The sequence below is a fragment of the Anaerolineales bacterium genome (genome assembly GCA_025808555.1).
In the GTDB taxonomy this organism is placed as follows: Bacteria; Chloroflexota; Anaerolineae; order Anaerolineales; family UBA11579; genus JAMCZK01.
Window position 1 is genome coordinate 1,976,107 of the sequence record CP075526.1, and the last position, 25,610, is coordinate 2,001,716.

At 60.7% G+C, this 25,610-nt stretch carries 27 protein-coding genes; 16 read left to right on the forward strand and 11 right to left on the reverse strand.

The window, feature by feature from the left end; genetic code table 11:
* Window positions 1-30: 30 nt before the first annotated feature.
* From KIT08_09875 to fni, 3 genes are all read right to left on the reverse strand, one after another.
* Window positions 31-501 (reverse strand): ferritin-like domain-containing protein, encoded by a 471-nt coding sequence (locus KIT08_09875; GenBank protein UYN89393.1) that lies wholly within the window; start codon window positions 499-501, stop codon window positions 31-33.
* A gap of 86 nt (window positions 502-587) precedes the next feature.
* Window positions 588-1,607, reverse strand: coding sequence for a polyprenyl synthetase family protein (locus KIT08_09880; GenBank protein UYN89394.1), 1,020 nt, complete (start codon window positions 1,605-1,607; stop codon window positions 588-590).
* A 59-nt stretch (window positions 1,608-1,666) separates the two neighbouring features.
* On the reverse strand, window positions 1,667-2,701 hold the full coding sequence (gene fni / locus KIT08_09885) for a type 2 isopentenyl-diphosphate Delta-isomerase (protein UYN89395.1): 1,035 nt from the start codon (window positions 2,699-2,701) through the stop codon (window positions 1,667-1,669).
* A 120-nt stretch (window positions 2,702-2,821) separates the two neighbouring features.
* Here fni and acpP point away from each other — a divergent pair, with 120 nt between their 5' ends.
* Window positions 2,822-3,055 carry an acyl carrier protein gene (gene acpP, locus KIT08_09890; protein ID UYN89396.1) on the forward strand — a complete coding sequence of 78 codons (234 nt, stop codon included), beginning with the start codon at window positions 2,822-2,824 and terminating at the stop codon, window positions 3,053-3,055.
* A 60-nt stretch (window positions 3,056-3,115) separates the two neighbouring features.
* Here the strand turns inward: acpP and sucD are convergent, their stop codons facing one another.
* Both sucD and sucC read right to left on the reverse strand, forming a co-directional pair.
* Window positions 3,116-3,979 carry a succinate--CoA ligase subunit alpha gene (gene sucD / locus KIT08_09895; protein UYN89397.1) on the reverse strand — a complete coding sequence of 288 codons (864 nt, stop codon included), beginning with the start codon at window positions 3,977-3,979 and terminating at the stop codon, window positions 3,116-3,118.
* Window positions 3,980-4,006: 27 nt separating this feature from the next.
* Window positions 4,007-5,140: an ADP-forming succinate--CoA ligase subunit beta gene (gene sucC, locus KIT08_09900; protein UYN89398.1), complete on the reverse strand. Its 1,134-nt coding sequence runs from the start codon at window positions 5,138-5,140 to the stop codon at window positions 4,007-4,009.
* A gap of 131 nt (window positions 5,141-5,271) precedes the next feature.
* Here sucC and KIT08_09905 point away from each other — a divergent pair, with 131 nt between their 5' ends.
* On the forward strand, window positions 5,272-5,622 hold the full coding sequence (locus KIT08_09905; GenBank protein UYN89399.1) for a hypothetical protein: 351 nt from the start codon (window positions 5,272-5,274) through the stop codon (window positions 5,620-5,622).
* A 46-nt stretch (window positions 5,623-5,668) separates the two neighbouring features.
* Here KIT08_09905 and KIT08_09910 read toward each other — a convergent pair whose 3' ends face one another.
* From KIT08_09910 to KIT08_09920, 3 genes are all read right to left on the reverse strand, one after another.
* Window positions 5,669-9,139: a TIGR03663 family protein gene (locus KIT08_09910; GenBank protein ID UYN89400.1), complete on the reverse strand. Its 3,471-nt coding sequence runs from the start codon at window positions 9,137-9,139 to the stop codon at window positions 5,669-5,671.
* A gap of 98 nt (window positions 9,140-9,237) precedes the next feature.
* Window positions 9,238-10,479, reverse strand: coding sequence for an MFS transporter (locus tag KIT08_09915; protein ID UYN89401.1), 1,242 nt, complete (start codon window positions 10,477-10,479; stop codon window positions 9,238-9,240).
* A gap of 43 nt (window positions 10,480-10,522) precedes the next feature.
* The gene (locus tag KIT08_09920) at window positions 10,523-11,590 is read right to left on the reverse strand and encodes a pseudouridine synthase (GenBank protein ID UYN90808.1); all 1,068 of its coding nucleotides are present in this window, start codon (window positions 11,588-11,590) and stop codon (window positions 10,523-10,525) included.
* A 73-nt stretch (window positions 11,591-11,663) separates the two neighbouring features.
* Between KIT08_09920 and KIT08_09925 the strand changes: the two genes are divergently transcribed.
* From KIT08_09925 to KIT08_09935, 3 genes are all read left to right on the forward strand, one after another.
* Entirely contained in the window at window positions 11,664-12,437 is a 774-nt protein-coding gene (locus KIT08_09925) for an enoyl-CoA hydratase/isomerase family protein (protein ID UYN89402.1), read from the forward strand.
* A gap of 25 nt (window positions 12,438-12,462) precedes the next feature.
* Window positions 12,463-13,989, forward strand: a complete 1,527-nt coding sequence (locus KIT08_09930; GenBank protein UYN89403.1) for a hypothetical protein — start codon at window positions 12,463-12,465, stop codon at window positions 13,987-13,989.
* A gap of 122 nt (window positions 13,990-14,111) precedes the next feature.
* Entirely contained in the window at window positions 14,112-14,603 is a 492-nt protein-coding gene (locus tag KIT08_09935; GenBank protein ID UYN89404.1) for a uracil-DNA glycosylase, read from the forward strand.
* Between the two features lie 15 nt (window positions 14,604-14,618).
* Here the strand turns inward: KIT08_09935 and KIT08_09940 are convergent, their stop codons facing one another.
* The 3 genes from KIT08_09940 to KIT08_09950 all read right to left on the reverse strand — a co-directional run bounded on the left by KIT08_09940 (window position 14,619) and on the right by KIT08_09950 (window position 16,886).
* A complete protein-coding gene (locus tag KIT08_09940; protein UYN89405.1) occupies window positions 14,619-15,806 on the reverse strand; it encodes an MFS transporter in 1,188 nt (395 codons plus the stop codon).
* A gap of 102 nt (window positions 15,807-15,908) precedes the next feature.
* Window positions 15,909-16,421 carry a ClbS/DfsB family four-helix bundle protein gene (locus tag KIT08_09945; GenBank protein ID UYN89406.1) on the reverse strand — a complete coding sequence of 171 codons (513 nt, stop codon included), beginning with the start codon at window positions 16,419-16,421 and terminating at the stop codon, window positions 15,909-15,911.
* A 12-nt stretch (window positions 16,422-16,433) separates the two neighbouring features.
* Window positions 16,434-16,886: a DUF3592 domain-containing protein gene (locus KIT08_09950; GenBank protein ID UYN89407.1), complete on the reverse strand. Its 453-nt coding sequence runs from the start codon at window positions 16,884-16,886 to the stop codon at window positions 16,434-16,436.
* 75 nt (window positions 16,887-16,961) lie between these two features.
* Between KIT08_09950 and KIT08_09955 the strand changes: the two genes are divergently transcribed.
* From KIT08_09955 to KIT08_10005, 11 genes are all read left to right on the forward strand, one after another.
* Complete coding sequence (locus tag KIT08_09955) at window positions 16,962-17,849, forward strand: enoyl-CoA hydratase/isomerase family protein (protein UYN89408.1); 888 nt, start codon at window positions 16,962-16,964, stop codon at window positions 17,847-17,849.
* Between the two features lie 65 nt (window positions 17,850-17,914).
* A complete protein-coding gene (locus KIT08_09960) occupies window positions 17,915-19,414 on the forward strand; it encodes an aldehyde dehydrogenase family protein (GenBank protein UYN89409.1) in 1,500 nt (499 codons plus the stop codon).
* Between the two features lie 31 nt (window positions 19,415-19,445).
* Window positions 19,446-20,414, forward strand: a complete 969-nt coding sequence (gene paaA / locus KIT08_09965; protein UYN89410.1) for a 1,2-phenylacetyl-CoA epoxidase subunit A — start codon at window positions 19,446-19,448, stop codon at window positions 20,412-20,414.
* A 78-nt stretch (window positions 20,415-20,492) separates the two neighbouring features.
* The gene (locus tag KIT08_09970; protein UYN89411.1) at window positions 20,493-21,023 is read left to right on the forward strand and encodes a hypothetical protein; all 531 of its coding nucleotides are present in this window, start codon (window positions 20,493-20,495) and stop codon (window positions 21,021-21,023) included.
* A complete protein-coding gene (paaC, locus tag KIT08_09975; GenBank protein ID UYN89412.1) occupies window positions 21,023-21,787 on the forward strand; it encodes a phenylacetate-CoA oxygenase subunit PaaC in 765 nt (254 codons plus the stop codon). The genes KIT08_09970 and paaC overlap by 1 nt, the downstream gene beginning before the upstream one ends.
* Complete coding sequence (paaJ, locus tag KIT08_09980; GenBank protein ID UYN89413.1) at window positions 21,787-22,284, forward strand: phenylacetate-CoA oxygenase subunit PaaJ; 498 nt, start codon at window positions 21,787-21,789, stop codon at window positions 22,282-22,284. The genes paaC and paaJ overlap by 1 nt, the downstream gene beginning before the upstream one ends.
* 26 nt (window positions 22,285-22,310) lie before the next feature.
* Entirely contained in the window at window positions 22,311-22,607 is a 297-nt protein-coding gene (locus KIT08_09985; protein UYN89414.1) for an EthD family reductase, read from the forward strand.
* 3 nt (window positions 22,608-22,610) lie between these two features.
* A complete protein-coding gene (locus KIT08_09990; protein ID UYN89415.1) occupies window positions 22,611-23,015 on the forward strand; it encodes a RidA family protein in 405 nt (134 codons plus the stop codon).
* Between the two features lie 54 nt (window positions 23,016-23,069).
* Window positions 23,070-23,906: a DUF2236 domain-containing protein gene (locus KIT08_09995; protein UYN89416.1), complete on the forward strand. Its 837-nt coding sequence runs from the start codon at window positions 23,070-23,072 to the stop codon at window positions 23,904-23,906.
* A 78-nt stretch (window positions 23,907-23,984) separates the two neighbouring features.
* Window positions 23,985-24,761 (forward strand): slipin family protein, encoded by a 777-nt coding sequence (locus KIT08_10000; GenBank protein ID UYN89417.1) that lies wholly within the window; start codon window positions 23,985-23,987, stop codon window positions 24,759-24,761.
* A gap of 3 nt (window positions 24,762-24,764) precedes the next feature.
* Complete coding sequence (locus KIT08_10005) at window positions 24,765-25,442, forward strand: orotidine 5'-phosphate decarboxylase (GenBank protein UYN89418.1); 678 nt, start codon at window positions 24,765-24,767, stop codon at window positions 25,440-25,442.
* Window positions 25,443-25,610 lie beyond the last annotated feature (168 nt).

The window sequence follows — 25,610 nt, forward strand, 5'->3', positions numbered from 1 at the left end:
GGGGCGCTCTTTTTTTCTTACAGGCAAGTACTAGGCGAGCTGCTGGAGCTTTTCAAGAGCAGCTTGTTCCTCACGCAGGGATTGCGCCAGGATCGAAGCGGTCTGGGTGTGCCCCAGTTCCTCAGCGGCTTTGATGGCCGACTTGTAGGCAACGATCTCGTAATGCTCGATCTTCTGCCCACCGGTGACCAAAACCTCGGTAAGGAGATCCTTGGGTAACTCCTTCTCTTTCATGATCTCGTCGCCTTCTTTGACGAGGCCTTCCATGCCCACACACTTCACGCCGCCGGCTTCCCAGTCGAGCGTTTTGAAGATGCCTTCAATTCGCTTGGCGTGCTCTTTCGTTTCTGCAAGGTGGGAAGAGAGGGCATCTTTGACTTCCTGCTTGTTGACGGCGTTGATCACTTTGGGAAGCGCTTCGATCAACTGGTTCTCTGCATTGTAGAGATCCTTCAGTTCATGAATGAACAACTTCTCGTGCGAATCCAAGGTCATTGTCATGGCTGCCTCCTGTGGCAGGGAACGAGGAGGCAAAATGCTCGTTATGAGGACGCATGAAACTCATGCAAAAATCAAACAGGGGCTGGCTATATCTCGCGGCGGCCCAGCTCTTCAGCCAGCTCGGCCAGCGCCGCACCCGGCTCGGCCTGTGGCTTGGCGGCGTGCAGGGCGTCAATGGCTTCCTGCGTCAGCTTCTCGGCCTGCTGCTGGGTGTATTCGCGAGCGCCTTCGGCTTCCAGTTGCTCGGCCAGGGCGTCAACATTCTGCGAGGTGACACCGGCGCGCCAGCCGTGGGCAAACTCGCCGTCTTTTTGGAGCGCATATAACACCGGCAGCGATTTCTTGCCGCTGAGCAGGTCGGTATGGGCAGATTTGCCCATCGCATCCGGATTGCCCCAGATGCCGAGCAGATCATCATGCACTTGGAAGGCCAGGCCCAGCTTCTCGCCAAAGACCATGTAGGCTTTGAGCGCGGTGCCCTCGGCGCCGCCCACCAGGGCGCCCATGCGCACGCAGGCGGCGATCAATGCGCCGGTCTTGCCCCAGATCATGGGCCAATAATCTTCGGTGGTTATGTTGGGCATGGACTCATAGGCCAGATCGAGATACTGGCCCTGGGTGAGCTGCAGGCTGGTGCGTGGGAGCAAGCGGGCGGCCTGGATGTAGGCCTGGTCAGAGGTGGTTTCCGACAGCCCTTCGAGGGCCATGTGGGCCAGGGCGAAGAGGGTATCGCCGGCGTTAATAGCCTGGGGCATGCCCCATTTGGCCCACACGGTGGGGCGACCGCGGCGTTGCTCGCTGTTGTCCTGAATGTCGTCATGGATCAGCGAGAAGTTATGCAAGATCTCGACCGCGGCCGCGGCCGGCAGGGCCGCACGCCAATCAGCGCCGGCGGCGGCGGCGCTGAGCAGTACCAGGGTGGGGCGGACGCGCTTGCCGCTGGCCTTGGGGCCGGCGCCTTCGCCTTCCCAGCCCATGTGATAGCGCAGCATGGCCTGTAATTCCTGCGGGGATTGTGAGTTGGTGAGGCGTGCGGGCTGCACGGCGGTCTGCAGCGCGTCTTCGATGGCAGGGAGCAGTTCGTCTTGGTATGAGGCAAGCGACATAGAGCTGGATTATAGACCCAGCTGAACGCGTTGCGCCATATTGAATGGAACGAGGGGAGTTACTCGCCGCGGTAGATGAGCGGCACGGCTTGCAGGCTGCTGATGCTGCCGGCTCCGGCGGCGAACATGGCCACCTGCAGCTCACGGCTGACTTCGTTGATGGTCTCGACTACCGCTTTGCTGGACTTGACCGCCGCTTTGAGGAAGGGGCCGGCCATGCCGCCCAGCTCGGCGCCGAGGGCGATGCCCTTGGCAATGTCCACGCCGCTGCGCAGCCCACCGGAGGCGAAGATGCGCATGGTCTTCACGGCCTGACGAACTTGCATGATGCTTTCGGATGTGGGGATACCCCAATCCACAAAAGCGGCGGCCAAGCGGGCCTGGCTGGGATTCTTGGCGCGGTGCATTTCAACCTGGCTCCACGAGGTGCCCCCGGCGCCAGCCACGTCAATGGCCTGCACGCCGGCGCGGGCCAGCTGCTTGGCTAACTCGCCGGAGATGCCCCAGCCGACCTCTTTGACCACAACCGGCACGGGCAGCTGCTTGCACATGATCTCGATCTTCTTGAGCAGACCGGCGAAGTTGGTATCACCCTCCGGCTGCACGGCCTCTTGCACGGCGTTAAGGTGCAGCATCAGCGCGTCGGCCTCGGCCATATCCACAGCGCGCTGTAGGTGGTTCAGGCCGTAGCCATAGTTGAGCTGCACGGCGCCGACGTTGGCGAAGAGCAGAATGTCTGGCGCCACGTTGCGCACGCGGAAGGTGGTCTCGAGGGTGGGGTCCTCAATGGCGGCGCGCTGGCTGCCCAAGCCGAGGGCGATGCCCGTTTCCTGAGCGGCTTCGGCCAGGGCCTGGTTGATCTTGCCAGCCTCGTCGGTGCCGCCGGTCATGGATGAGATGAGGATGGGGGACTTGAGCTGCTTGCCGAAGACCTGCACAGACAGGTCTACTTCATCCAGATTCAGCTCAGGCAGGGCGTTATGAAGGAAGGAATACTTTTCAAACCCGGTGGTGAGGCCAGAGCGTACATCTTCTTCAAGATTGATGCGAATGTGGTCGGCTTTTCGGGCGCCGGTACCCGTAACTTTCGCCATGTAGTAGTGTTCCTGTGGAGTGATGGCTAGTTTACCAGCCGCAAATTAGGCTGTCAATTTAGCGCCTGATTAGCGGCTACTGAAGGTAGAATAACGCAGTCAAAACTTCTGGAGGCATACATGTCGGATACATTTGAACAAGTGAAGGCTACTGTCGTCGAGCTGCTCGGCGTAGACGCTGCCAAGGTCACCCGTGAGGCTCGTTTCCGTGAGGATCTCGAAGCTGACTCTCTGGACATCGTGGAGCTCATCATGGCTCTCGAGGACAAGTTGAGCATCGAGATCTCTGATGAAGACGCGCAGAGCATTACCACTGTGGGTGGCGCGGTTGACTACATCGAAGGTAAGAAGTAGTCTCGTTTTTTAAACACAAACAAAAAAGAGCGGCATTTGCCGCTCTTTTTGTTTGTTTGCTTATTTGAGCATGTCTGGGATCTGCTCAGGGTAATCGGCTACGCGCACGCCAGCCTTGGTGAGCGCGGCGATCTTCTCCTCGGCGCCGCCGGCGCTGCCTTCAACAATGGCGCCAGCGTGACCCATGCGCTTGCCCGGAGGAGCGGCACGGCCCGCAATGAAGCCGACCACCGGCTTGGTCATATGCTTGCTGATGTACTCTGCGGCCTTCTCTTCGTCACTCCCGCCGATCTCGCCGATCATCACGACCTTGTCGGTCAGCGGGTCTTCCTCGAACATCTGCAGGATGTCGATAAAGTTGAGGCCCTTGACCGGGTCGCCGCCAATGCCCACCGTGGTGCTGGAGCCCATGCCAACCTGCTTGAGGGCGTACAGCACCTCGTAGGTCAGCGTGCCGGAGCGGGAGACCACGCCGATGTTGCCGGGGATGGCGTTGTCGCCGGGGATGAAGCCGATCTTGGTCTGGCCGGGGGTAAGCAGGCCCGGGCAGTTAGGGCCGATGAGCAGCACGCCCTTGGAGTCAAGATAGGCGCGCACGCGCATCATGTCCTGCAGGGGGATGCCCTCGGTGAGACACACGATGAGGCGTACGCCAGCGTCAGCGGCCTCCAGCATGGCGTCTGCGGCGGCAGCCAACGGGACGATGATCATGCTGCAATCAGCGCCGGTAGCGTCAACGGCGACCTTGACCGAGTCGAACACCGGCACTTTGCCGTCAAGCACCCATTCGCCACCTTTGCCGGGGCGCACACCGCCCACGACCTGGGTACCGTATTCCAGCATGCGCTGGGAGTGGAACAGACCCTCGTTGCCCGTGATGCCTTGGACGACCACGCGGGTATTTTTATCAGCCAGAATTCCCATTCGTAATTTCCTTTCGACTGCCAGCGCTTAGCGCTTGGCCGCCTCAACAGCTTTTTGGGCGGCTTCGGCCAGGGTTTCGGCCGTGATCATGTTGGCATCGGCCAGCAGGGCGCGGCCTTCGGCGGCGTTGGTGCCAGCAAGGCGCACAACCATCGGCACGTCGGTCTTGATCGTCTTGAGCGCAGCGAGGATGCCTTTGGCCACCTCATCGCCGCGGGTGATGCCGCCGAAGATATTGAATAGCACGGCCTTCACGTTCTTGTCCTGCAGGATGATGCGCAGGGCGGCCGCCACTTTCTCAGCATTGGCGCCACCGCCAATGTCCAGGAAGTTGGCCGGCTCGCCGCCGAAGAGCTTGATGATGTCCATCGTCGCCATGGCCAGACCAGCGCCGTTGACCATGCAGCCGATCTCGCCATCCAGCTGGATGTAGGTCAGGCCGCTCTTGCGCGCCTGCGTTTCGGCGGGGGTTTCCTCGTCCATGTCACGCAGCTTGGCCAGCTTGGGTTGGCGGAATATGGCGTTGTCGTCGATCAGCATCTTGCCGTCGATTGCCAGTAATTCGTTGTCCTTGGTGATAACGAGCGGGTTGATCTCGGCCAGGGTGGCGTCAGAATTCTTGTAGGCTTCCCACAAGCCCTTGCAGATGGTGTGGAACGCGGCCCAATGGTTGCGGTCCAGCTCAATGCCTACGGCCAGGTCGCGGATGTTGTAGTCCTGCAGACCCAGCAGCGGGTTAACGTGGACGCGGATGATCTTTTCAGGGTTGGTGGCGGCCACTTCTTCAATGTCTACGCCGCCGGCGGCCGAGGCGATCATCACCGGCTGGCGGGCAGCGCGGTCATTGGTGATGCCGAGGTAGATCTCGCTGGCGATGCCGATGGCGGGGTCGATCAGAACTTTACGCACCGGCAGGCCCTTGATGTCCATGCCGAGGATCTGCTTGGCGGCGTCCTGGGCCTGCTTGGCGGTCTTGACCACTTTCACACCGCCGGCTTTGCCGCGGCCGCCCACCAAAACCTGGGCTTTGACGACGACTGCGCCGCCCAGCTTCTTGGCAATTTCGCCAGCCTCTTTGGGTGTTTTGGCAATTTTGCCCTTGGGCACAGGCACGCGATATTGGGCAAAGATCTTCTTGGAGTCGAACTCGTGCAGCTTCATATCAGGGAAATGCTCCTTCGAAAGAGAGCGGATTTAAGGATGCAGCGGCTTAGCCGCCAAAACGGGGGCATTATAACAGAGGGCAGTCTGCGCCAATTTTGGCGCCTGATGAGCGGGCATATAATGGCTGGATGTTTCGCTATGAGCACCGCAGCCAGCCGTTGCTGCCACATAGGCTGTTTTTGATCAGGGTGGGGCGGCATGTGTTGCTGGCGCTGGGTGTGATGGCCCTATTCCTGCTGCTGGGCACGCTGGGTTATCACTGGCTGGCGAATCTGCCTATGCTGGACGCGCTGCTGAATGCGTCCATGATCCTGTCGGGTATGGGGCCAGTGGATGCTATTACCTCGGACGCGGGGAAGCTGTTTGCCACGGCGTATGCGCTGGTTTCCGGGCTGGTGTTTGCCTTCACCACTGGCATCATCATTTCGCCCATGCTGCACCGCGCTTTCCACAGTTTGCACATCAAAGACTCGGAATAAAAAAAGACGCTGCGACTGCAGCGTCTTTTTTTTAGTTTAGCTCAAGCTATTGTTCAGGAAACCACATGATGGTGGCGTTCTGGCTGTCGACCACCCAGACCCCGCCGTTGGGGTCGGCCGCTGCGCCTTGGGCTACCAGAATGTTGGCGGCCTCCTGGTCATAGCCGCCGAAGAAGTAAGCCAGCGTGCCATCCGAGTTGTAAACCAACACGCGGCCTGCTTCCGGGTCAGCAATGAAGACCTGGCTGCCCTTGCCCACGCTGAGGTAGGGCTTGTTGGTCAAGGATTGGCCATACCAGCCGGCGATTTCCCATTGGGTGATCGGGATAAAGCGGCCATCACGATACTCCAGCACTTGTACGCGCTGGTTCCAGGTGTCGGCCACATATACGCGCTCCAGAGCGGCATCATAAGCCAGACCCACGGGCTCATCAAACTGGCCGGGCTCAAAACCGAACTCGCCATAGTCGGCCACATGGTTGCCCTGCGCATCGTACATGCGCAGGCGCTTGTTGCCCGTGTCGGTCACGACCACGTTGCCGTCTGAGAGCACGATGACATCCCGCGGGCCCCACAGGGCGCCAGCGCTCTCATCCTGCCCGAAGTAGCCCCACGTGCGCACAAATTGGCCATCAGCGGTGAACTGCTGGAGGCGATGGTTCCAGGTGTCGGCCACATACACTGACTGTCCGTCCGGCGAGACGGCTACCGACCAAGGCTCATTGAAGACGCCGCCGTCCAGGTTGCCGCTGGCTACATCGCCAAAGCTGCCCCAGACGCTGAGCACGCTGCCATCCGGCGCCAGGCGCTGGATGCGGTGGTTGCCGGTGTCGGCCACGTACAGCGTGCCATCCGGCGCCACGGCGGCGTTGCGCGGGGCAATGAATTGCCCCGGCTCGCTGCCGAAACCGCCGATGGTGAACTGCGGAGCCAGGGCACGGCCCTTGCCTTCGTACGGGTCGGCCAGCACATCTTCGCTGGTCACGCCCTGCACGCCATAGTCCCAGATCTGGGCGGCCACATCCTTGCGGATGTAGACGCGCATGGTGCGCCCGGGCGACCAGGCTTCAAGGCTGGGGTTCTGGCCCTTGCCTTCGAGGTAACTGGTGAAGTCGCTATTGAGCCAGATATTCCACAGGCTTTGGCGCATTTGCGCGTCGCCAACATATTCCCACAGGCGGATGGCTACGCGGCGCAAGTATTCGCCGGTGTTCATATCTGTAACCGGCTGGCCGGTTTCCGAAGTGAAGCGGTAGCCGATGCTGCTGCGCGTGAAATCAAAATAGTCCTGATTGGGCCACCAGATACGCATGTACTCAAACATGTAGTAGCTCTGGCCCACGATGGGTTCGATCTTGCCGTAATTGGTATCGCCCACGATGATGACCGGGAACTGGCGCAGATCACGGCTGGGCTGGTCTGCGTAGTAGCGCTGGTTGGGATAGTTGCGCAGGTACCACCAGAAGGGGTATGAGGTCTCGTTATCGTAGGCGACTTGGATATCCAGCGTGTCGGTGGTGCGGCGCGAAATCTCTTCGATCTGGTTCATGGCCACCTTGGGGCCAGGCGCCATGTGGGCGTAGACCAGATACTCGGTGGCCAGATCGTAATTGCGGAAGTTGGCACGCAGCGAAATGCGCAGGGTCAGCGCGGCCAGGGCCGCGAACACCACCAAAGCAGCCACCTTGCTGATCTGCTTGCCGCTCCATTCGTTCATCAGCCCATAGTGAAAGATGCCGTAGGCGCCCAGCGCCAGCGTGATGAAGAAGAACAGAAAATGATAGGTGGCTTGAAGCTGGGCAAGCTCATTGCCTTGGAAGGGTGGTTGCGTGCCCCACAGAGACCCCAGCACATTGAAGAGCGCGACCAAGGTGAGCGCCAGTGAGCCGAGCAGCAGCCAGCCGTTGTGAGCGGTAAAGCGTGCCCATTGCACACCTGCAATCAGACGAGCCACCGCCCAGGCGGCCAGCAGCAGCATCGGGATAGCGATGTGCAGGGTGAGCCAAGGCATGCGTTCGCCGGCGATGGTGTAGGCTGCCAGGGCCGAGACGGCCCAGAAAGCGAAGAGCACCAGGGCCATGCGGTGGCTCTCGTGCGGCAGCAGGTCGCGGTTCTCCGTGTCTTGCCCTGGCTCGGTGGCGCGCAGGCGCGGCAGGCTGCGCAGGCCCATCACCGCGGCCAGAAGGCTGCCAGCCGCGGCCAGGAACTCGTAAACAGGGATCTGCACGCCCCAGTAGTAGTAGCCTGGCTGATTGCCACGCTCCACGGCCTGCTGCTCAAGCCAGTAGCCCAACGATCCTACTAGTCCGGAGAAAAAGCCCACGCCGTTGCTGAAAATGGTGGTGTAGAAGGGCACAAAGATGGCGTAGAACACCGCATTGCTGATGAGCCACACGCGGCCGTTGATGATGAAACCCAGCCCGGCGGAGAGCAGCACCAGCACAACCACCACGCCGGTGATGAAAATGAGATTGCTCGTATCCTGATAGGCCATGGGGTCATGGTGCAGCCAGCGGATAGGGAAGGCGGCCAGGTGGGGCAACGTCAGTGAGAACAGCAGTGCCATCAGGCTGAAGGCACGCTCCTGGCGTAGGCGCGGTAGCCCGTAGCCGAGGAATAGCGCCACCAGCGCGGTGACAAGCGACAGCGCACCGACCCCACCCAGGATGATGGTGGTAGCCGAAAGCGGCGAGTTGAACTCGACCGGCGCGGTATCGGTGGCCACCACCGGGGCTTCCACCTCGGTGGCGCTGATGACGCTTGCGCCGCTTTGGCTGGCCTCGATCTGTGCGCCGATGGCGAGCAGGAAGAGTAGCACACTGAGCACAAGCGTAACGAAGAATATCAAGCGGGTTCTGTCGCCGTTCCATCGGCGCGGCGCAATTCGCCACAGGAAGACCAGCCCTAAGAAGATCAGCGCTTGGGCAAGATATATGAAGGAGGTCTCTTTAGAAGTGAAGTGTAGCGATATGGCGGCAACGGCTATATAGATGTACTTGTGCAGGCCAGTATCCAAGTAGCGCAGGATGGCCCACAGCATAACCAGGCCGAACAGGGTCACAAAGATCTCATTGCGCGCGTAGCGGCTGTAGTACATCACATACGGCGAAATAAGGAAGAAGAACGAAGCCAATAACGCAGCGGTGCGCCCAAGATAGCGGCGGAAGGCCCACCATACAAAGAAAACCACGGCCACGCCGAACAAGGCTTGCGGAGCGCGGGCGGTGAAGTCATTATCGCCAAACAGGAAATAGCTCAGAGCCAGCATGTGAAACTGGATTGGCCCGTGGCTGAGGGGGTGATGCTGGTAGCCCTGGCCCTTGAATAGTTGCCACGAGAAATACACATGGGTGGTCTCGTCGTGGCTCATCACGCGCTCGCCCAACATGTGGAAGCGGGTGACGACCGCTGCGAGTAACAGCAGCGCCACAACGGCGTATTCCCAGGTAAAGCGCCGGTTGCCAAACAGGGGTCGGTCCAGCCAGCTTTCTTGGGAGGAATTTCGTTCTTTGGCCATAGGTTTCTTCATTTTTGAGGAATCGAGGAAGGTTGCCCAATTGTACGGGCAGGCGCAACATTCGGCAACTAAGCCGCGCGTAAGTGTCGCTGGCAGTGTTAGGGCTGGGCGGGGGCGAAACGTTCTCGCTTGCCCAGGCGCACATGCAGGTAATAGAAGAACAGCACCGCAGCCATGCACACCGCGCCGCTGCCGTACCACAGCAGGTTCGGATCGTAATTATCCAGAATGTAGCCCGCCGCGGCCGGGCCGAGGGCGGCGGGCAGCGCCCACACCAGGCTAAACACGGCCATATAGCGACCGCGCATGGCTTCGGGGGCGAAGTTGGCCGCCAAAGCCGAAGCGGTGGGCACCACCAGCATTTCGCCGATCGTGATGACGATGATGGCGGCCATGAACAGCCAGTAAGCGGCCACAATGCCGAACAGGCTGAAGCCGATGACGTAGAAGAGGGTGCCCAATGCCATCATCAGGAAGGGCGGGCGCAGCTTGATGACGCGCGTCACCCAGAACTGGAACAGAATCACGGTGACGCCGCTGGTGGTCATCAGCAGGCCGAAACCTTGCGGGTCAATGCTGTGGTGGTCTCTTAGGTAGATCGAGAGCGTGCCGTACATCTGGATGTAGACCATGCCCATGAGAATGGAAGCCAGGATGAAGGCCAAGTAGGGTAGGTCGCGCAGAACGGTGAAGTAGCCGGCAAAAGTCTTGCTGAACTTCTCGCCTGCCTCGGCCTCATTGGTCTTGGGCTTGGTTTCTGCAATATAAATGAAGAACAGCAGCGCAACGATGCAGCTGATGATGGCATCCGCAACGAACAGATAGAAGAAGGAGAAGCCGGCCAGCAAGCCACCGATGCTGGGGCCTACGATCCAGGTCATGTTGGCGACCACGCGCAGGATGCCAAACCCTTCCTGGCGTTGGCGCTCAGGCAGGATGTCGGCGATCATGGCCTGGTGGGCCGGGCCGGCCAGCTCGCCAAAGATGCCGCTGATGGCGGCCAGCACATACATCCAGCGCAGCTCGGCCACCAGACCCAGCGAAATCGTCGTGAGCGCGCTGAGCACCAATCCGGCGATGATCAGCTTCTTGCGGCCAATGCGGTCGGTCAGCGCGCCGCCCACCATGGAGCCGAGCAGCGAGAAGACTGAGAACGTGCCCAGTACCAGACCGGCCTGAGTGGCGCCGATGTTGAAGCGCTGGGTCACGTAGAGCGCGAAGAAGGGGAAGAGCAGCGTGCGGCCAATGCCATCCACAAAGGAAACGGCCACCACGGGCCAGAAGGCGCGCGGAAACTCGTTGTAGATATTGCGCATGCGTTGAATGGCGTTGGAAAACATGCAGCCTCACGTAGCTGGCCGCAGTATAGCACGAATGTTCTTTTTAGGTGGAGCGTCGGCGACCAGAAGCCGGTCGGCGGCCAGAGTTCGACCGGTTTCCAGAATTTGGTCGGCGCCCAGTGCTGGGTCCGCGGCTGGTACTCGGGCGGCCGCTCGGTTTGCGTCCTGCGCTCGGCCTTGAGCTCGGTCGGCTGGAGCCGGAGCGCCCGCCTGATTTCGGCCGCGAGCTTTGTTCGGCGTCACCGCGGCGCGGGCGGCCCAGCGCAATTCCAGGTTTGCGCGTCGCGGGCTTGCGGCTGCCCGGGCCTTTGCCGGGCTTGCCGCTGCGATGGGCTTTCGGCTTGGCGGTCTTGCTGCTGGCAGCTTTTTGCGGGCGCGGTTTGCGGTTCGCTGGCTTCTCGCCGGCCATCAGGTCACGCACTTCATTCTCGTTCAGCAGGCGCCATTCACCGGGCTTGAGGTTGCCAACGTATAAATTAGCAATGCGCACACGGATGAGCTTTACCACCGGCAGCGCCAGCTGGCTGGCGATCTCCCGGATCTGGCGCTTGTGCCCCTCGTGCATGATCACGCGTAGCCAGGCGCCTTTGCCATACATGTGTTCAATACGCACATCGGCCGGGCGGGTGCGAGTGCCATCCTCCAGCACTACGCCGCGCCGCCAGGTAGCCAGCTGCTCTTCATCTGGCTTGCGCGCCACCAGCACGCGGTATTCCTTCTCCTGCTCGTAGCGCGGGTGACTGACGCGTTGGGTCAGATCACCATCGTTGGTCAGCAGCATCAGGCCTTCGCTGTCCTTGTCGAGCCGGCCCACCAGGTGCAGCTGGCCGCCGCCCGGAATGAGATCGGTCACCTTTTGGCGCGGCTCCGGCCCGCCCGTGGTGGAAAGCACGCCGCGCGGTTTGTAGACGGCGTAGTAGACCGGCGCCGCGGCGGCCGCAATGCGGCGGCCGTCTACCTTGATGGCGTCATGGAGGGCATCGGCCTTGGCGCCGATGGCTGCCACACTGCCGTTCACGGTCACGCGGCCAGTTTCGATTAACTCCTCGGCGGCGCGGCGTGAGCCGTAGCCGGCGCGGGCTAGGATCTTTTGTAGACGCTCTTCAGCCATGCGTGAATAGTAATGGGTATTGTGCAAATTTGGTGAAGAATGTGGTGAGCATAATGCCCGTATACTTAAGCGCATGAGCGAACCCCTGGTATTGATCGAGCACAAGGCTCCCCTGGCCATCGTGCGCCTGAACCGGCCAGATAAGTTGAATGCGTTGAGCCCAGAGATGCTGCGCGCCCTGGCCGAGGCCATGGAAAGCATGAACGCTGATGAGCAGGTGCGCGTCATCGTGCTGTATGGCGGTGAACGCGCTTTTGCCGCCGGCGCAGATATCGAGGCCATGGCCAAAGCCGGCCCGGTGGATATTTTTGTGCGCAATACCCGCGCCTTATGGCAGCGCATCTGGGGTATTGATAAGCCCGTGGTGGCCGCCGTGAGTGGCGTCGCCTTTGGTGGTGGCTGCGAACTGGCCCTGGGCTGTGACCTCATCGTCGCTGGCCAGACGGCGCGCTTTGCGCAGCCCGAGATCAAGCTGGGCATCATGCCTGGCGCGGGCGGCACGCAGCGTTTGACGCGCGCCATCGGCCCGGCGCGGGCGATGGAGATGGTGCTGACTGGCGAGCCACTAGGAGCCGAGGCAGCCTTACAGGCTGGGCTGGTGAACCGCGTGGTGCCGGACGAGCAGGTGCTGGATGCGGCAATCGAGCTGGCAGCGGTGGTAGCCGAGCGCCCGGCGGTAGCCGTGCGCCTGGCCCGCCAGGCGCTGCGCTACGGCCTGGAGCGTACGCTGCAGGAGGGCATGGAGCTGGAGCGGCGCAACTATCTGATGGCCTACGACACGCAGGATCAAAAAGAGGGCATGGCTGCGTTTTTAGAGAAACGCAAGCCGGAGTTCAAAGGTAAGTAAGCAATATTTATAGATGGAGATTGACTTGACTTCCAGTTCCAAGCTACCTGTCATTGGCGTGATTGGCGCCGGCACCATGGGATCGGGCATCGCCCTGGTGGCGTTGTCGGCTGGCGCACAGGTGATCTTGCAAGATACCTATGCGCCCATGCTGGATAAGGCGGATGCGTACATCAAGAAGTTCCTTGATAAGAAGGACCAGATCGCGCTCTACGCCAACCTCACCCTGACCGAAAGCCTTGACGCGTTTCGCCGCGCCGAAGTGGTGATCGAAGCCGCGCCGGAACGCCTGGAGCTCAAACAGCAGATCTTTGCCAAGCTAGACGAGGTGTGCTCGCCGAGTACCATCTTGGCGAGCAACACCAGTACGCTGTCGGTGACCGCCGTGGCGGCAACCACCCAAAATCCGGCCCGCGTGGCGGGTATGCACTTCTTCAACCCCGCGCCGGTGTTGCCGCTGGTGGAGGTGGTGCGGGCGGCGCAAAGTAGCTCGGCCACCGTGGATGCACTCGTGGCGCTGGCTGAAGCGCTGGGCAAGACGCCGGTGGTCACCGGCGACACGCCAGGCTTCATCGTCAATCGGGTGGCGCGGCCGTTTTACGGAGAAGCGCTGCGCCTGCTGGGCGAGGGCGTAACGTCGTTCGAGGTGATTGACCATATTGTGGAAGCAGGCGGGGGCTTCAAGATGGGGCCATTCAAGTTGATGGACCTGATCGGGATAGACATCAACGCCGGGGCCATGCGCTCGATGTATGAGCAGACGTACGGTGAGCCGCGCTACCGCCCGCACTGGATCCAGATGCAGAAGCTGGCCGCCGGTGAGCTGGGCCGCAAGACCGGCAAAGGCTTTTACGAGTACAAAAATGAAGACGTTGCCGCCCCGCCGCACCAACCGCAGGCTGGGCCTGGCGAGGGCGGCCTGCTGATTTCATCCGGCAGCTTTGCGCCTGGCCTGGCTGAGTTAGCCGTGACGGCTGGCTTCACCATGAGTCACGAGCTAAGCGGCCAGCCCGCCGCCGCTTTTGTGGCCGCGGGCCGCAGTGAGAACGCCGCCGCCATCGTGGCGGCCTGGGACGTGGCGCTGGAGCCAGGCGTGCCGCTGTTGGTACAGGGTGCCGACCTCGCGCTGAGCGAAGTGCGCAGCTGGGTGCAGAATCCTGAAAGAGTCGCTGTGTTCGATGGCTTGTTCCTGGCTGACAGCATGCTGGTCACAGTAAGCGGCCCGGAGGCGCTGCGGTCGCAGGTGGATGCGCTGTTCGCCAGCCTGGGCCGCGAGGTAGCCTGGGTGGGCGAGAGCCCAGCGCTGGTGCTGCCGCGCATCGTGTGCCAGCTGATCAACGAAGCCAGCTTCGCCGTGCTGGAAGGCGTGGGCGATGCAGACACGATCGATCTGGCGATGAAGCTGGGCGTGAACTATCCGCGCGGGTTAGTGGAGTGGGGCGCGCAGTTGGGCTGGGGGCGTGTGCTGGCCGTGCTGGACCATCTCTATGCCGAGCACCATGAGGAGCGCTACCGCGCTTCAGTATTGCTGCGGCGCTGGGCGAGGGCGTAGCAAGTATGTCAATTTACTCACTCGCCAGCTTGGAGGAAAGATCAAAGAGACGACTCGAACTGGATCAGGCACATATAGCGCCACTTACTGACTATGTCTTGACCCTTCGGTCAACGTATGGCTTGGGGGACGAGATCCCTTTCTTTGATCCTCGAGATGGTGGAGTTGATGCAAGGGTTCTTTTTCTACTTGAAGCACCTGGTGGCAAAGCAGTCGCCTCAGGCTTTATCTCTCGTGATAATCCAGACCCATCGGCTCGGAATGTTAGTCTAATTTCAGACGAGGCAGGTCTTCTTCGCATGCAGACGGTTGCATGGAACATTGTCCCTTGGTATGTAGGTTCAGGGTCTCGTATCAGGCCAGTGAATCAAATGGATATAGATTCTGCAATTCAAGCCTTGGGCCGATTGCCTTCGTTGCTTCCAGAGCTCAAAGTAGTTCTTCTCGTTGGAGCCAAGGCCCAAAAGGCAAAGCAAGTTGTCAGCGATCTGTTTAGTGTGCCAACCTTGAGTTGTCCGCACCCAAGTCAACGCGTGTTTAATGTGTGGCCAGATAAACGCAACAAGGTCAGAGAGATTTTTGCTGAGGCCGCAAAACTTGCCACTACTGGATAGCAAAAGACGCCATTATTAAGTAAAGGCAGGGGGTGAGGGTACCAACGCCTTCCGCCGCGCCAGGATCACCACCGCGGTCAGCAGCATAATCCCCAACCCCAGCCAGTTCATCAGGTCCCAGCCCGCGCCGTGCAGCAGAGAACCGGCTGAGAACGAAGACAACGCCTGCACGGCGAAGATGGTGAAGTCATTGCTGGCCTGCGTCTTGAAACGCTCCGAGGCGCGGTAGGTGGAGGTGAGCAGCACCGTGCCGCCGACGAACAGCAGGTTCCAGCCCAGGCCCAGCAGCACCAGCGCGGTCCAGTATCCGGGCAGTTCCACGCTGAGCAGGCCGGCCACATTGCAGAACAGCATCAGCAGCACGCCAGCCAGCATGATGCGCAGCGTGCCAAACTTCTCAATAAGAAAACCACTGAAAAGCGAAGGCAAGTACATGGCGATGATATGGCTTTGGATCACGAAGGCTGTGTCATCCAGGCTGAAGCCGTGCCCGTGCATGTGCAGCGGCGTGGCGGTCATGATGAAGACCATCAGCCCATAGCTCGCCACGCCCGCCAATACCGCTACCTGGTAGGCTGGCTGGCGCACAATTTCGCCCAACGGGCGCTCTGGCTGCTTGGCCGCAGTGCCCTCGTAGGTTTGCGGGATTGTGTTGCGATACAGCAGCACAATCAGCAGGCCGAGCACATACAGGGCGGCCAGCGCCGCGAACGAGCCTGCGTACAGCACCGGCAGCGCATCCTGCGCACGCTTGGCGATCTCGGGGCCAAGGAAGCCCGCCAGGATGCCGCCCAGCAGCACCAGCGAGACGGCCCGGCCGGACAGCTCAGCGGGGACGCTCTCAGTGGCAGCGAAGCGGTATTGCAGCACAAAGGCGCTGTGCTGGCCCATCAAGAAGGTGGCCGCACACAGCAGCACAAAGTCTGCCCGGCTCACCGCCAGCGCGGCCAGGGCGGCGCCCAGCATGGCAACGACCAGTGAGAGCAGGAAGCCTGCCTTGCGGCCAATGCGGCGCATCAGCAGCGCAGCCGGGATGCTGAACAGAGCGGTGCTGACCACTCCCAGCGAGCTGGGCAGCGTGGCCAGCTGCGGCGAAGGCGCAATGCCTTCACCGATGATGCCGCTCAGCAGCACAACAATGGAACCGCCGCACATGCCAATGGCCTGCAGCAACGCGAGCACATACACATTTCTTGAACGCATAGGTATCCTTTACTTGGAAGGCCAATTATAGGCTTGCAATCCGTTAGCAGCAAAAAGCCGCCAGAATGGCGGCTTTTGTTGGGAAGCCAGATAGATCGTGTACTAACCTATCAGCGTTTTCATCCAGCCCATATGCTCGTCGTAATGTTCGAACGTATTGCCCACAATGTATTCAAAGATCGGCGTAGTGGATTTGCTCGTGGGCTGATAGTGGCTGTAAGGTAGCTGCAGCTCTTCCTCGGTCATGGCTTCGGTGCGGGCCACAAGCTCGTTATGCTTCTCCTCAACGGCTTTGCGCACTTCAGCCAGCGGGAGATCCTTGTAGCGTTGCTGCAGGATACCGTTGACCACATCGTAGGTCTCGGATAGGGTCACCCAGTCCTCGCGGCTGATCTCCATGTAATCGCGGCGCGGTTTGCCGTTGAGCACCGCCACCATGCTGCCCGCCCACACAGAGAGGTGCATCAGGTGATCCTTAGCGGTCCAGCCGGCGGCATCCGTGGGGCTGGTCAGTTGTTCCTCGCTGTGCTCGCTGATAAATGTTTGCAGGCGATCCCAGCCTTCCTGCATTCCTTGCAGCAATTGTTGCTTGGTCATTGTCTCGTCTGCGGTCACTACATCTCCTCGTTAGTCTGAATCTTCAAAGATCGGCCGGCCGCTACGCATCTTGGCGATGGCAACCCAATTCAGGATCACAAAGAGCAATACATCCACCGGAGCCAGGATGGCAGGTACCAGCCACAACTCGTAGAACGAATTGATCGAAGCGTCGTCAGGGTCTTGCGGATTGTAAAGCACTTCTACTTGCTGGCCGATGCGGTAAGCTGGTGGGCTGCTGGCGTTGCCGCTCTCGAAGCGTACGGGGCGTCCGTTGGCGCTGAACTCGACGATGGGCGAATAGACACAGCAACCGCCGTCGCCGTCGCTTGACTCCTCCATTTCAACAACATGCCCGATGGTGCTCTCGCCTTGAGTGGTAAGCCGCACGCCGCGCCAGCCAAACCATAGGGTGAGCGCCACCATGAGGGCAATGAATACATTGACCAGCAGCAAGACCCCAAGATTGCGAAGAGTGTTCATGAAGCCTTCCTTGTAAACGTTGATTGTATAGTGAAACGGGTTGGCGTGTACAATCATTACTGATTGGAGCCCGCTGTGACCCGGAAATTCACTGGTATCCCCTCAAAAGACTTTGATTTCAAAGCTATTCAATACGAAAAGAAAGATGGCCGTGCCACGGTCACCTTCAACCGCCCGCAGGTGCTCAACGCGGTCAATCATCAGGTGCTGACCGAGCTCAATACGGCCTTCAAGGATGCCAGTTGGGACGACTCGGTGGCGGTGCTGGTGCTCACCGGGGCGGGGGAGCGTGCCTTTTGCACCGGCGCCGACCTGGACGAGCAGAAGCAGTTCCTGGAGCGCCCGCGTGACTATTGGAAATGGATGGGCGATTTTATTGAGGTGCATGAGCGGCTGCGCAACCTGGGCAAACCGGCCCTGGCGCGCCTGAACGGCATCGTGGTGGGCGGTGGCAACGAATTCAACATGAGCTGCGACCTGGCCGTGGCTGCCGATGACATATACATTCGCCATGTGGGCACCAGCCACGGCAGCGTGCCGCTGGCAGGTGCCACGCAGTTTCTCCCCATCATCGTGGGCGAGCGGAGGGCGCGCGAGATCCTATTCCTGAATGAAGAGATCCCGGCTGCCAAGGCGGCTGAGTGGGGCTTGGTGAATTGGGCTGTGCCGCGCGCCGAGCTGGACGCCAAGGTGGACGAGATCGTGGACAAGCTCAAGGCCAAGTTCCCCGAGAAGACCCGCTACACCAAGCAGCAGCTCAACTTCTGGCGAGACCTGAGCTGGCACACCACCATTGGTCACGGGCGTGACTGGCTAGCGGTGCACAACACCAGCCCGGAGACCTGGGAGGGTGTGCAGGCCTTCGAGCAGAAGCGCAAGCCGGACTACGACGAGATCCGCCGCCGTTGGGCGGAGGATGATGCGCCGGAATGGCTGGGTGGGGAGAAACCAAAAAGCGAATAGAAAATCAACAGACCAGCGAAGCTGGTCTGTTTGTTATCGTCCCTCAAATGCACTAAAATTTGTCTATGACCAACCTCCCTGACTACAACTTCCAGCCTGCTACCCTCAAATTCCTCAAAGATTCGCCCAAGAAGCTCTTCATCAACAATGAATGGGTCGCCCCGCAGTCTGGCGAGACCTTTGCCACGCGCAACCCGGCCAATGCCGCCGTGCTGGCCGAGGTGGCGCTGGCCAACGCCGCCGATGTGGACGCGGCGGTGGCCGCCGCCCAAGCCGCCTTCCCGGCCTGGGCCGGCATGATCGCCGGCGAGCGCGGCGCGCTGCTGTTCAAGCTGGCCGATTTGATCGACCAGCATGCCGATGTGTTGGCTGAACTGGAAACGCTGGACAATGGCAAACCCATCCGCGTCGCCCGCCGCGGCGACCTGCCGTATGTCACCAAGCACCTGCGCTACCAGGCGGGCTGGGCCGACAAGATCGAAGGCAGCACCGTCCCGGTCACCTTCGCAGACCAATTCGTATATACCCGCCGCGAGCCGCTGGGCGTCGTTGGCGCCATCATCCCGTGGAACTTTCCGCTGCTCATGGCCATTTGGAAGCTCGGCCCGGCGCTGGCGGCCGGCAACACGCTGATCCTCAAGCCCGCCGAGCAGACCCCGCTGACCGCCCTCTACCTGGCCGAGCTTGTGCGCGAAGCGGGCTTCCCGCCGGGCGTAGTGAACGTGCTCACCGGCCCGGGTCTGCCCACTGGCGCCGCCATGGCGGAGCACGCCCACATCGCCAAGCTGGCCTTCACTGGCTCCACTTCGGTAGGGGCGCGCATCATGGAAGCCGCTGCCAAGAGCAACCTCAAGCGCGTTAGCCTGGAACTGGGCGGCAAGTCTCCCAACGTGATCTTTGCGGATGCCGACATGAACGCTGCCATCCGCGGCGCCCAGTGGGCTGTGTTCAGCACCGCCGGGCAAGAGTGTGTGGCCGGCACACGCCTATTTGTCCAGCGCCCGGTATATGAACAGGTGCTGGAGGGGCTGACCGCCAACGTCGGCAAGATGGTGGTGGATCACGGCTTCGCCGAGAAAGTGCATGTCGGCCCACTCATCAGCGCCGAGCAGCTGGAGCGCGTGTCTGGCTACATAGAAGAAGGCAAGCAAGCCGGCGCAGAAATTCTCGCCGGTGGCGAACGCTTGGGTGATGGCCTGAAGGATGGTTATTTCCTGAAACCGACTGTGTTCAGCTACTCAGATGACTCGCTGCGCCTGGTGCAAGAAGAGATCTTCGGCCCGGTGGCCGCTGTGACTGCATTTGACGATGAGGATGAACTGATCGCCCGCTCGAATGCCACCCAGTTCGGTCTGGCAGCTGGTGTGTGGACACGCGACATTGGCAAAGCCCACCGCTATGCGCACGCCGTGCAGGCTGGCACCGTGTGGATCAATGGCTACGGCATGATCGACCCGGCCGCGCCCTTCGGCGGCTACAAGATGTCTGGCTTCGGCCGCGAGATGGGTAAGGAAGCCATTGACCTGTACACGCAGGTTAAGACCGTGTGGGTCAATACCCAGTAAGCGAGCAGATACAATCGTTGTGTGAGGTGAGATGTACGGTGCAGATGTAGAGCAAATTGCCATCCAACTCAACGAAGATCCGCAGAAGTTGGCGGATTTTGAAGCGCGCATTGCCCGCGGCGAGAAGATCGAACCGGGCGATTGGATGCCGGCCGAATATCGTCGCCAGCTCATCCGCATGATCAGCCAGCATGCCCACAGCGAAGTGGTGGGCATGCTGCCCGAAGGCGCGTGGATCACCAAGGCGCCCTCGCTGCGCCGCAAACTGATCCTGCTGGCCAAGGTGCAAGATGAGGCCGGCCACGGCCAGTACCTGTACCACGCCGCCGAGACCCTGGGTGCGACGCGCGAGGAAATGCTCGACGCGCTGCTGGATGGCAAGGCTAAATATTCCAGCATCTTCAACTATCACACCACCACCTGGGCCGACAACGGCGCCATCGGATGGCTGGTGGATGGCGCCGCCATCCTCAACCAGACCATGCTGGCGCGCTGCTCCTACGGCCCGTACTCGCGCGCCATGGTGCGGATTTGTATGGAAGAGAACTTCCATCGCAAGCAGGGCCAGGAAATGATCATCCTGTATTCGCAGGGCACGCCGGCCCAGCGCGCCATGGTGCAGGACGCCATCACGCGCTGGTGGTGGCCCACGCTAATGATGTTTGGCCCGCATGATGCCGATAGCCCCAACAGCGGCGTCCTCATTCGCTGGGGCATCAAGACCCGCACCAACGACGAGCTGCGCCAGGAATTCATCAATCAACTCGTGCCTGACCTGCAGGCCTGTGGCATCGTTCTCCCTGACCCTGACCTGCACTACGACGAGGCGAGCAAGAATTGGCGCACCGGACCGATCGACTGGGACGAGTTCTGGGCGGTGCTCAAGGGCAACGGTCCGGCCAACGCCGAACGCATGGCAGCCCGCCGCCAGGCGCACGCCGACGGCCAGTGGGTGCGCGAGGCGGCCGCGGCCTATGCCGCCAAGAGCCAAATTCAATGATGAATGCAGAAGTGAGAATACTGAAATGCTGCTCACTTTTTAATTCATACTTTTGCATTCTCACTTGACTTTGATCTTATGACCGACACCCAATGGCCCCGCTATATGGTCTTCCAGCAGGAAGGCCCTGACCAGCCGGTTGTGCACAACGGCACTGTGCACGCGCCGGATGCTGAGCTGGCTATGCTCAACGCCCGTGATGTCTTCGTGCGCCGGCCTGAAGCGGTAGCGCTGTGGGTCGTGCCGGCCGACGCCATCTTCACGCAGACGCAAGAAGAACTGGCTAAGAACGAGCTGGCCGGCGAAGCCAGCGGGTACAGGGTGGAGTATTATGTCTTTGGCAAGTTTGCTCAACAAGCCCAGTGCCGCCAGATAGGGCAGGTGGCAGCCAGCTCTCCGCAGACCGCCGTGCAGGCCGCCATTGCCGCCTTCCCAGATCAGCAGCCCCTGTGGTGGTGGGTGCTCCCCATCAGCGCGGTGCGCAAGAGCGAGAGCACTCAGGCTGAGTCTATGTTTTTGGCTGCTCGCTACAAGACTTTTAAAGATCAGGCTGAATACCCTGTAGTGTCCATGATGCGCCAATTGCGTGATAAAGGGAAACTGGGCTGATGCAACGAGCTCACCAGTATGCTCTCAGCGGATACCTTATCGCGATGGCTGACGATGAGCTCATCCTTGGCCACCGAGATTCGGAGTGGACGGGGCACGCGCCCATCCTCGAAGAGGACATCGCCTTCGCCAACCTCGCCCTCGATGAGATTGGCCACGCCAAGCTCTGGTATGAGTTGGCAGCTGACCTGCTGGGTGAAGACCAAACCATTTATCCTGACCGGCTCGTGTATTTCCGAGACGCGACCCAATTCCGCAATCTGCAGATGGTCGAGCTGCCCAAAGGCGATTGGGCACTTAGCACCTTGCGCCAATACTTGTTTGACAGCTTGGAAGCCCTTCGACTGGAAGTGTTGAAGCACAGCCGCTATACCCCATTGGCAGAGATCGCGGCGCGCATCCGCACTGAGGAGCTCTACCACCTGCGCCATTCGCGGGCCTGGGTGCTGCGTCTGGGCCTGGGCACAGAAGAGAGCCACAGCCGTATGCAGGCCGCCCTCGACGCGCTGTGGCCTTATGCGCAGCAGCTCGCCGAGCGACTGCCTGGCGAACGCGATCTACATGCGGCCGGCATTGTGCCCAGCAGCGCAGCCTTGTTTGACCGCTGGCACATTGACGCTGTCGAGTTCCTCACAAAGGCTGGTTTGCAGGTCAATTTTCAACAATTTTTGGCTCCGTCACGTCGCGAGCATACTGAGCACTTGCCCGCGCTATTGGCTGACCTGCAATCGGTTGCTCGCCTCGACCCTGAGGCGACGTGGTGATGATGCAGGTTTCCGTGCGCACCTCTGAAGACGAAATCTGGGCCGCACTGGCTGAGCTGCCCGACCCGGAAATGCCGGTCGTGAATCTGGTCGAGCTAGGCATTGTGCGCGCCGCCGCCTGGCATGGCGAGACGCTGGCCGTCACCATCACGCCCACCTTCGCCGCCTGCCCAGCCTACGAGGTCATCGGCAGCAGCATCCGCCAGCGGTTGCAGGCCGCCGGGGTAGCGCAGGTCGAAGTGCGCGTGCAGCACAGCCCGGCCTGGACCACCGAGTGGATGACCGCCGCGGCCCGCAGCAAGTTGCAGGCCGCTGGCCTGGCCCCGCCGCCGCGCCACGAGGGCAACCTGATCCAAGTGCTCATGGAGCCGGTGGCCTGCCCGCGTTGCGGCTCACACAACACCACTTTGCAGAACAACTTTGGCACCACGCCTTGCCGCATGATCTACACCTGCGTGGATTGCAAGGAGCCGTTTGAGATGTTCAAGCCCCTGTAAAGCCATTCTTTCATCCTAGGAGTCTTATGTCCAAACTCATCGCCCTCTACAAACAACCCGAAGACCCTGCCGCATTCGACAAAGCCTATTTTGAAACTCACCTGCCGCTGATCGACAAAGTGCCCGGCTTGCAAAGCAAGCAGATCACACGCTTCACGCGCACGTTGGTGGGTGACGGCTACTACCTGATGGTCGAGATGCACTTTGCCGATGTGGATGCGCTCAAGGCCGCCATGAAGAGCCCTGAGATGGCCGCCGCCGGCGAGAACCTCGACTCATTCGCCAAGGGCCTCTACAGCTTGGCTTTTGCCGAAGCTGCCTAGCTCATGCCACACGAGAGCATCCACCCGCCCGAGCTGTTCGATGCACGCCGCTCTGGCTTTGCCCAGGTCGTGGTGGCCGAAGGCAGGCGCACCGTCTATCTCTCCGGCCAGGTGGCTTGGGGGCCGGAGCGCACCATCGTCGGTGTGGGCGATTTCCCCGCCCAGGTAGACGAAGCCTTCAAGAATGTGGCACGTGCCATGCAGACGGCAGGCGGCACGCTGGCCGATGTGGTCTCGTTGCGGATCTATGTCATGCAGTCTCATATGACCCAGAACGCCGCCGTGCGTGATGCGCTGCTCAAATACTTCCCCGGCGAGCACTCACCCGCTAGCACCTGGATCGGTGTGGCGGGTCTGGCGCACCCCGACTTTCTCGTTGAGATAGAAGCGATAGCGGTCTTGGATTAGCCGTTATTTTTTTTGATACCAGATTAATCGGTTAATCGTGGATAGAATCTGCGTATGCGCTCCATAGCAAAGCATCGCGAATATCTGCGCCAACAGGCCGCCCAGCTGCCCAATCCGGCCGCCGGCTTCTTCGGCCCCGGCAGTATGGCCTGGCAGCTCAACCGCGAGGCGCTACTGGGCCTGGTGGTCTTGCGCGCCCTGTTCCTGCAGGTAGCGCGCCCCAAGGTGGCTAAGGGTGTCGCCGAGCACAGTGACTTCCGCCGCCGCCCGTTTGCCCGCGCTCTTGCCACCCTGCGTGCCCAGCAAACCATCGTCTTTGGTACGGCCGAGCAGGCCAGCGAGGCACTGCTGCGCATCTACGCCCGCCACACCGCCGTGCGCGGCACAGGCTATGAGGCCAACGATCCCTCGCTATTGTTCTGGGTATACGCCACCCTGATCGATTCCATGTTCTTCGCCTATCGCACCTTCCTGCCAGATCTCACGCCGCGCCAATGGGCCGCTTTCTACGAAGAAGGCAAGCTCTTCGGTCGTCTGATCGGCATCCCAAGCGAGCAGGTGCCGCTCACCAAAGCTGATTTTGACGCCTGGATGGCCACTGCTCTGCAAGATGGTGGTGAAATTCAGGTGTCTTTGGACGGCTATGCGATCGGGCAGTCGCTGCTGCGCATGCCGGTGGCCCTGTTCAAGCCGCTCACTGCCTTTGTCGCCGCCGGCACGCTGCCGCCGCGGTTGCGCGCCGAGTTTGGGCTGGGGTGGGGCGCCGGCCGCCAGCGTGTCTTCAATCTGTTGGCAGGCGGGCTGCGCCGCCTGCTTCCCTATACCCCAGACGTCTTGCATGTGGCCCCGGCCTATTGGCTCGCGCTGCGCCGTGCCAATCAGGCACAGTGACCAATTGGCTAGCGTCGTCTAATGGTGGCGCAGCTATAATTACCCCAATAACGCACTTTTTCCGGAGGAACTGTGGATATGCTCGAATTCCTTTTTAGCTCGGGTGCCTGCGTGCTGGGCATCGTGCTGCTGTTTGCTTTCTACATCATCACACGTGGCATCCGCCTCATCTACCAATATGAGCGTGGCGTTGTTTTCACCCTCGGTAAGTACGGCGGTGTGCGTGAGCCCGGTCTCACCCTGATCCTGCCCATCATCCAGGGTCTGCGCAAAGTGGACATGCGCATCAAGACGGCTGATATCCCCCGCCAGGAAGTGATGACCAAAGACAACATTCCCATGCTGGTCAATGCGGTGGTGTATTTCAAGGTCGTGGATCCCGAAGCGGTCATCATCAAGATCGAAGATCACGTCTTCGCCGTGCGCCAGTACACTCAGGCCGCCCTGCGTGATGTCATCGGTAACAGTGAAATGGACGCGGTGCTGACTGAGCGCGAGCAGATCGCAGACTCCATCAAGACCATCGTGGATACAGAAACGAGTGGTTGGGGTGTGGATGTGGAATCCATCAAGATCCAGGAAGTGGAACTACCCGCCGAGATGAAACGCGCCATGGCCAAGCAGGCTGAAGCCGAGCGTGAACGCCGCGCCATGATCATCGCTTCGCAAGGTGAGCTGACCGCCTCTGAGAACCTGAGCAAGGCCGCCGAAGTGCTGGCACAAAGCCCGGGCGCATTGCATCTGCGCACGCTGCAGACCATCCGTGATATTGCCTCAGACCCGTCTGAGAAGATCGTGTTGTTCATGCCCTCAGACCTGGGCGAGGTGGCCAGCAAGCTGGCCAGCAAGAAGTAAGCCTTGGCTCAGCGTAAGCTGGATCACCGCCAGCGCTATCTGCAGATCGCCTTCAACTATGATCTGGCGATGGCCTACAGCGTGATACCGCGCCTGCCCCGCAGCGAGCGCATCCTCATCGAGGCCGGCACGCCTTTCATCAAGCGTGAGGGCATGCGCGGCGTGCGTTCCATCCGCTCCATCTGGCCGGGCCACCTGGTGGCCGATATCAAGACCAGCGACGGCGCCGCCGCCGAGGTGGATATGGTGCGCGACGCCGGCGCCGACGCCATCACCGTCTTGGGCAACGCGCCCACTGAGACGCTGGACCTGTTCGCCAAACAGTGTGACGAGCGCGGCCTGATCTCCATGGTGGACTTGCTGGGCGTTGATGACCCGCTGGTAGTGCTGCGCCCGCTGCACCATGTGCCGGATGTGGTGGTGCTTCACAAGGGCCGTGACGAAGAGAAGACGCGCGGCAAAGTGATCGAGTATCGCCACGTGACCCGCATCCGCAGCAAGTACGATGTCAGTATTGCCGCCGCCGGCGGCGTGGATCTGGACCAGGCACGCAGCGCCATCTTCAATGGCGCCAACATTGTCGTGGTCAACCTGGTGAATCCAGGCGACCCCTGGCAAGGCATCTCCACCAGCGAGGATATTGGCGCCATGGCGCGTAAATTCCTCGAAACTATCGAATAGCGAAAAAGAGCCTCCGCACGGAGGCTCTTTTTGTTACCAGTCATTGCGAGCCACAGGCCGCAAAGCGGCCTGTGAGCGTGGCAATCTACCTTCTTATGTCCTGAAGCAATGACAGCTGCCGCGCGGAGAAGCGTTACTCGGCAAAGCCGAGTAGCTTCTCCAGTGGGA

Coding starts and splice junctions, on each gene's coding strand:
- KIT08_09875 (UYN89393.1), bottom strand. CDS start 501: ATGACAATGACCTTGGATTCGCACGAGAAGTTGTTCATTCATGAACTG.
- KIT08_09880 (UYN89394.1), bottom strand. CDS start 1,607: ATGTCGCTTGCCTCATACCAAGACGAACTGCTCCCTGCCATCGAAGAC.
- fni (UYN89395.1), bottom strand. CDS start 2,701: ATGGCGAAAGTTACGGGTACCGGCGCCCGAAAAGCCGACCACATTCGC.
- acpP (UYN89396.1), top strand. CDS start 2,822: ATGTCGGATACATTTGAACAAGTGAAGGCTACTGTCGTCGAGCTGCTC.
- sucD (UYN89397.1), bottom strand. CDS start 3,979: ATGGGAATTCTGGCTGATAAAAATACCCGCGTGGTCGTCCAAGGCATC.
- sucC (UYN89398.1), bottom strand. CDS start 5,140: ATGAAGCTGCACGAGTTCGACTCCAAGAAGATCTTTGCCCAATATCGC.
- KIT08_09905 (UYN89399.1), top strand. CDS start 5,272: ATGTTTCGCTATGAGCACCGCAGCCAGCCGTTGCTGCCACATAGGCTG.
- KIT08_09910 (UYN89400.1), bottom strand. CDS start 9,139: ATGGCCAAAGAACGAAATTCCTCCCAAGAAAGCTGGCTGGACCGACCC.
- KIT08_09915 (UYN89401.1), bottom strand. CDS start 10,479: ATGTTTTCCAACGCCATTCAACGCATGCGCAATATCTACAACGAGTTT.
- KIT08_09920 (UYN90808.1), bottom strand. CDS start 11,590: ATGGCTGAAGAGCGTCTACAAAAGATCCTAGCCCGCGCCGGCTACGGC.
- KIT08_09925 (UYN89402.1), top strand. CDS start 11,664: ATGAGCGAACCCCTGGTATTGATCGAGCACAAGGCTCCCCTGGCCATC.
- KIT08_09940 (UYN89405.1), bottom strand. CDS start 15,806: ATGCGTTCAAGAAATGTGTATGTGCTCGCGTTGCTGCAGGCCATTGGC.
- KIT08_09950 (UYN89407.1), bottom strand. CDS start 16,886: ATGAACACTCTTCGCAATCTTGGGGTCTTGCTGCTGGTCAATGTATTC.
- KIT08_09960 (UYN89409.1), top strand. CDS start 17,915: ATGACCAACCTCCCTGACTACAACTTCCAGCCTGCTACCCTCAAATTC.
- paaA (UYN89410.1), top strand. CDS start 19,446: ATGTACGGTGCAGATGTAGAGCAAATTGCCATCCAACTCAACGAAGAT.
- KIT08_09970 (UYN89411.1), top strand. CDS start 20,493: ATGACCGACACCCAATGGCCCCGCTATATGGTCTTCCAGCAGGAAGGC.
- paaC (UYN89412.1), top strand. CDS start 21,023: ATGCAACGAGCTCACCAGTATGCTCTCAGCGGATACCTTATCGCGATG.
- paaJ (UYN89413.1), top strand. CDS start 21,787: ATGATGCAGGTTTCCGTGCGCACCTCTGAAGACGAAATCTGGGCCGCA.
- KIT08_09985 (UYN89414.1), top strand. CDS start 22,311: ATGTCCAAACTCATCGCCCTCTACAAACAACCCGAAGACCCTGCCGCA.
- KIT08_09990 (UYN89415.1), top strand. CDS start 22,611: ATGCCACACGAGAGCATCCACCCGCCCGAGCTGTTCGATGCACGCCGC.
- KIT08_09995 (UYN89416.1), top strand. CDS start 23,070: ATGCGCTCCATAGCAAAGCATCGCGAATATCTGCGCCAACAGGCCGCC.
- KIT08_10000 (UYN89417.1), top strand. CDS start 23,985: ATGCTCGAATTCCTTTTTAGCTCGGGTGCCTGCGTGCTGGGCATCGTG.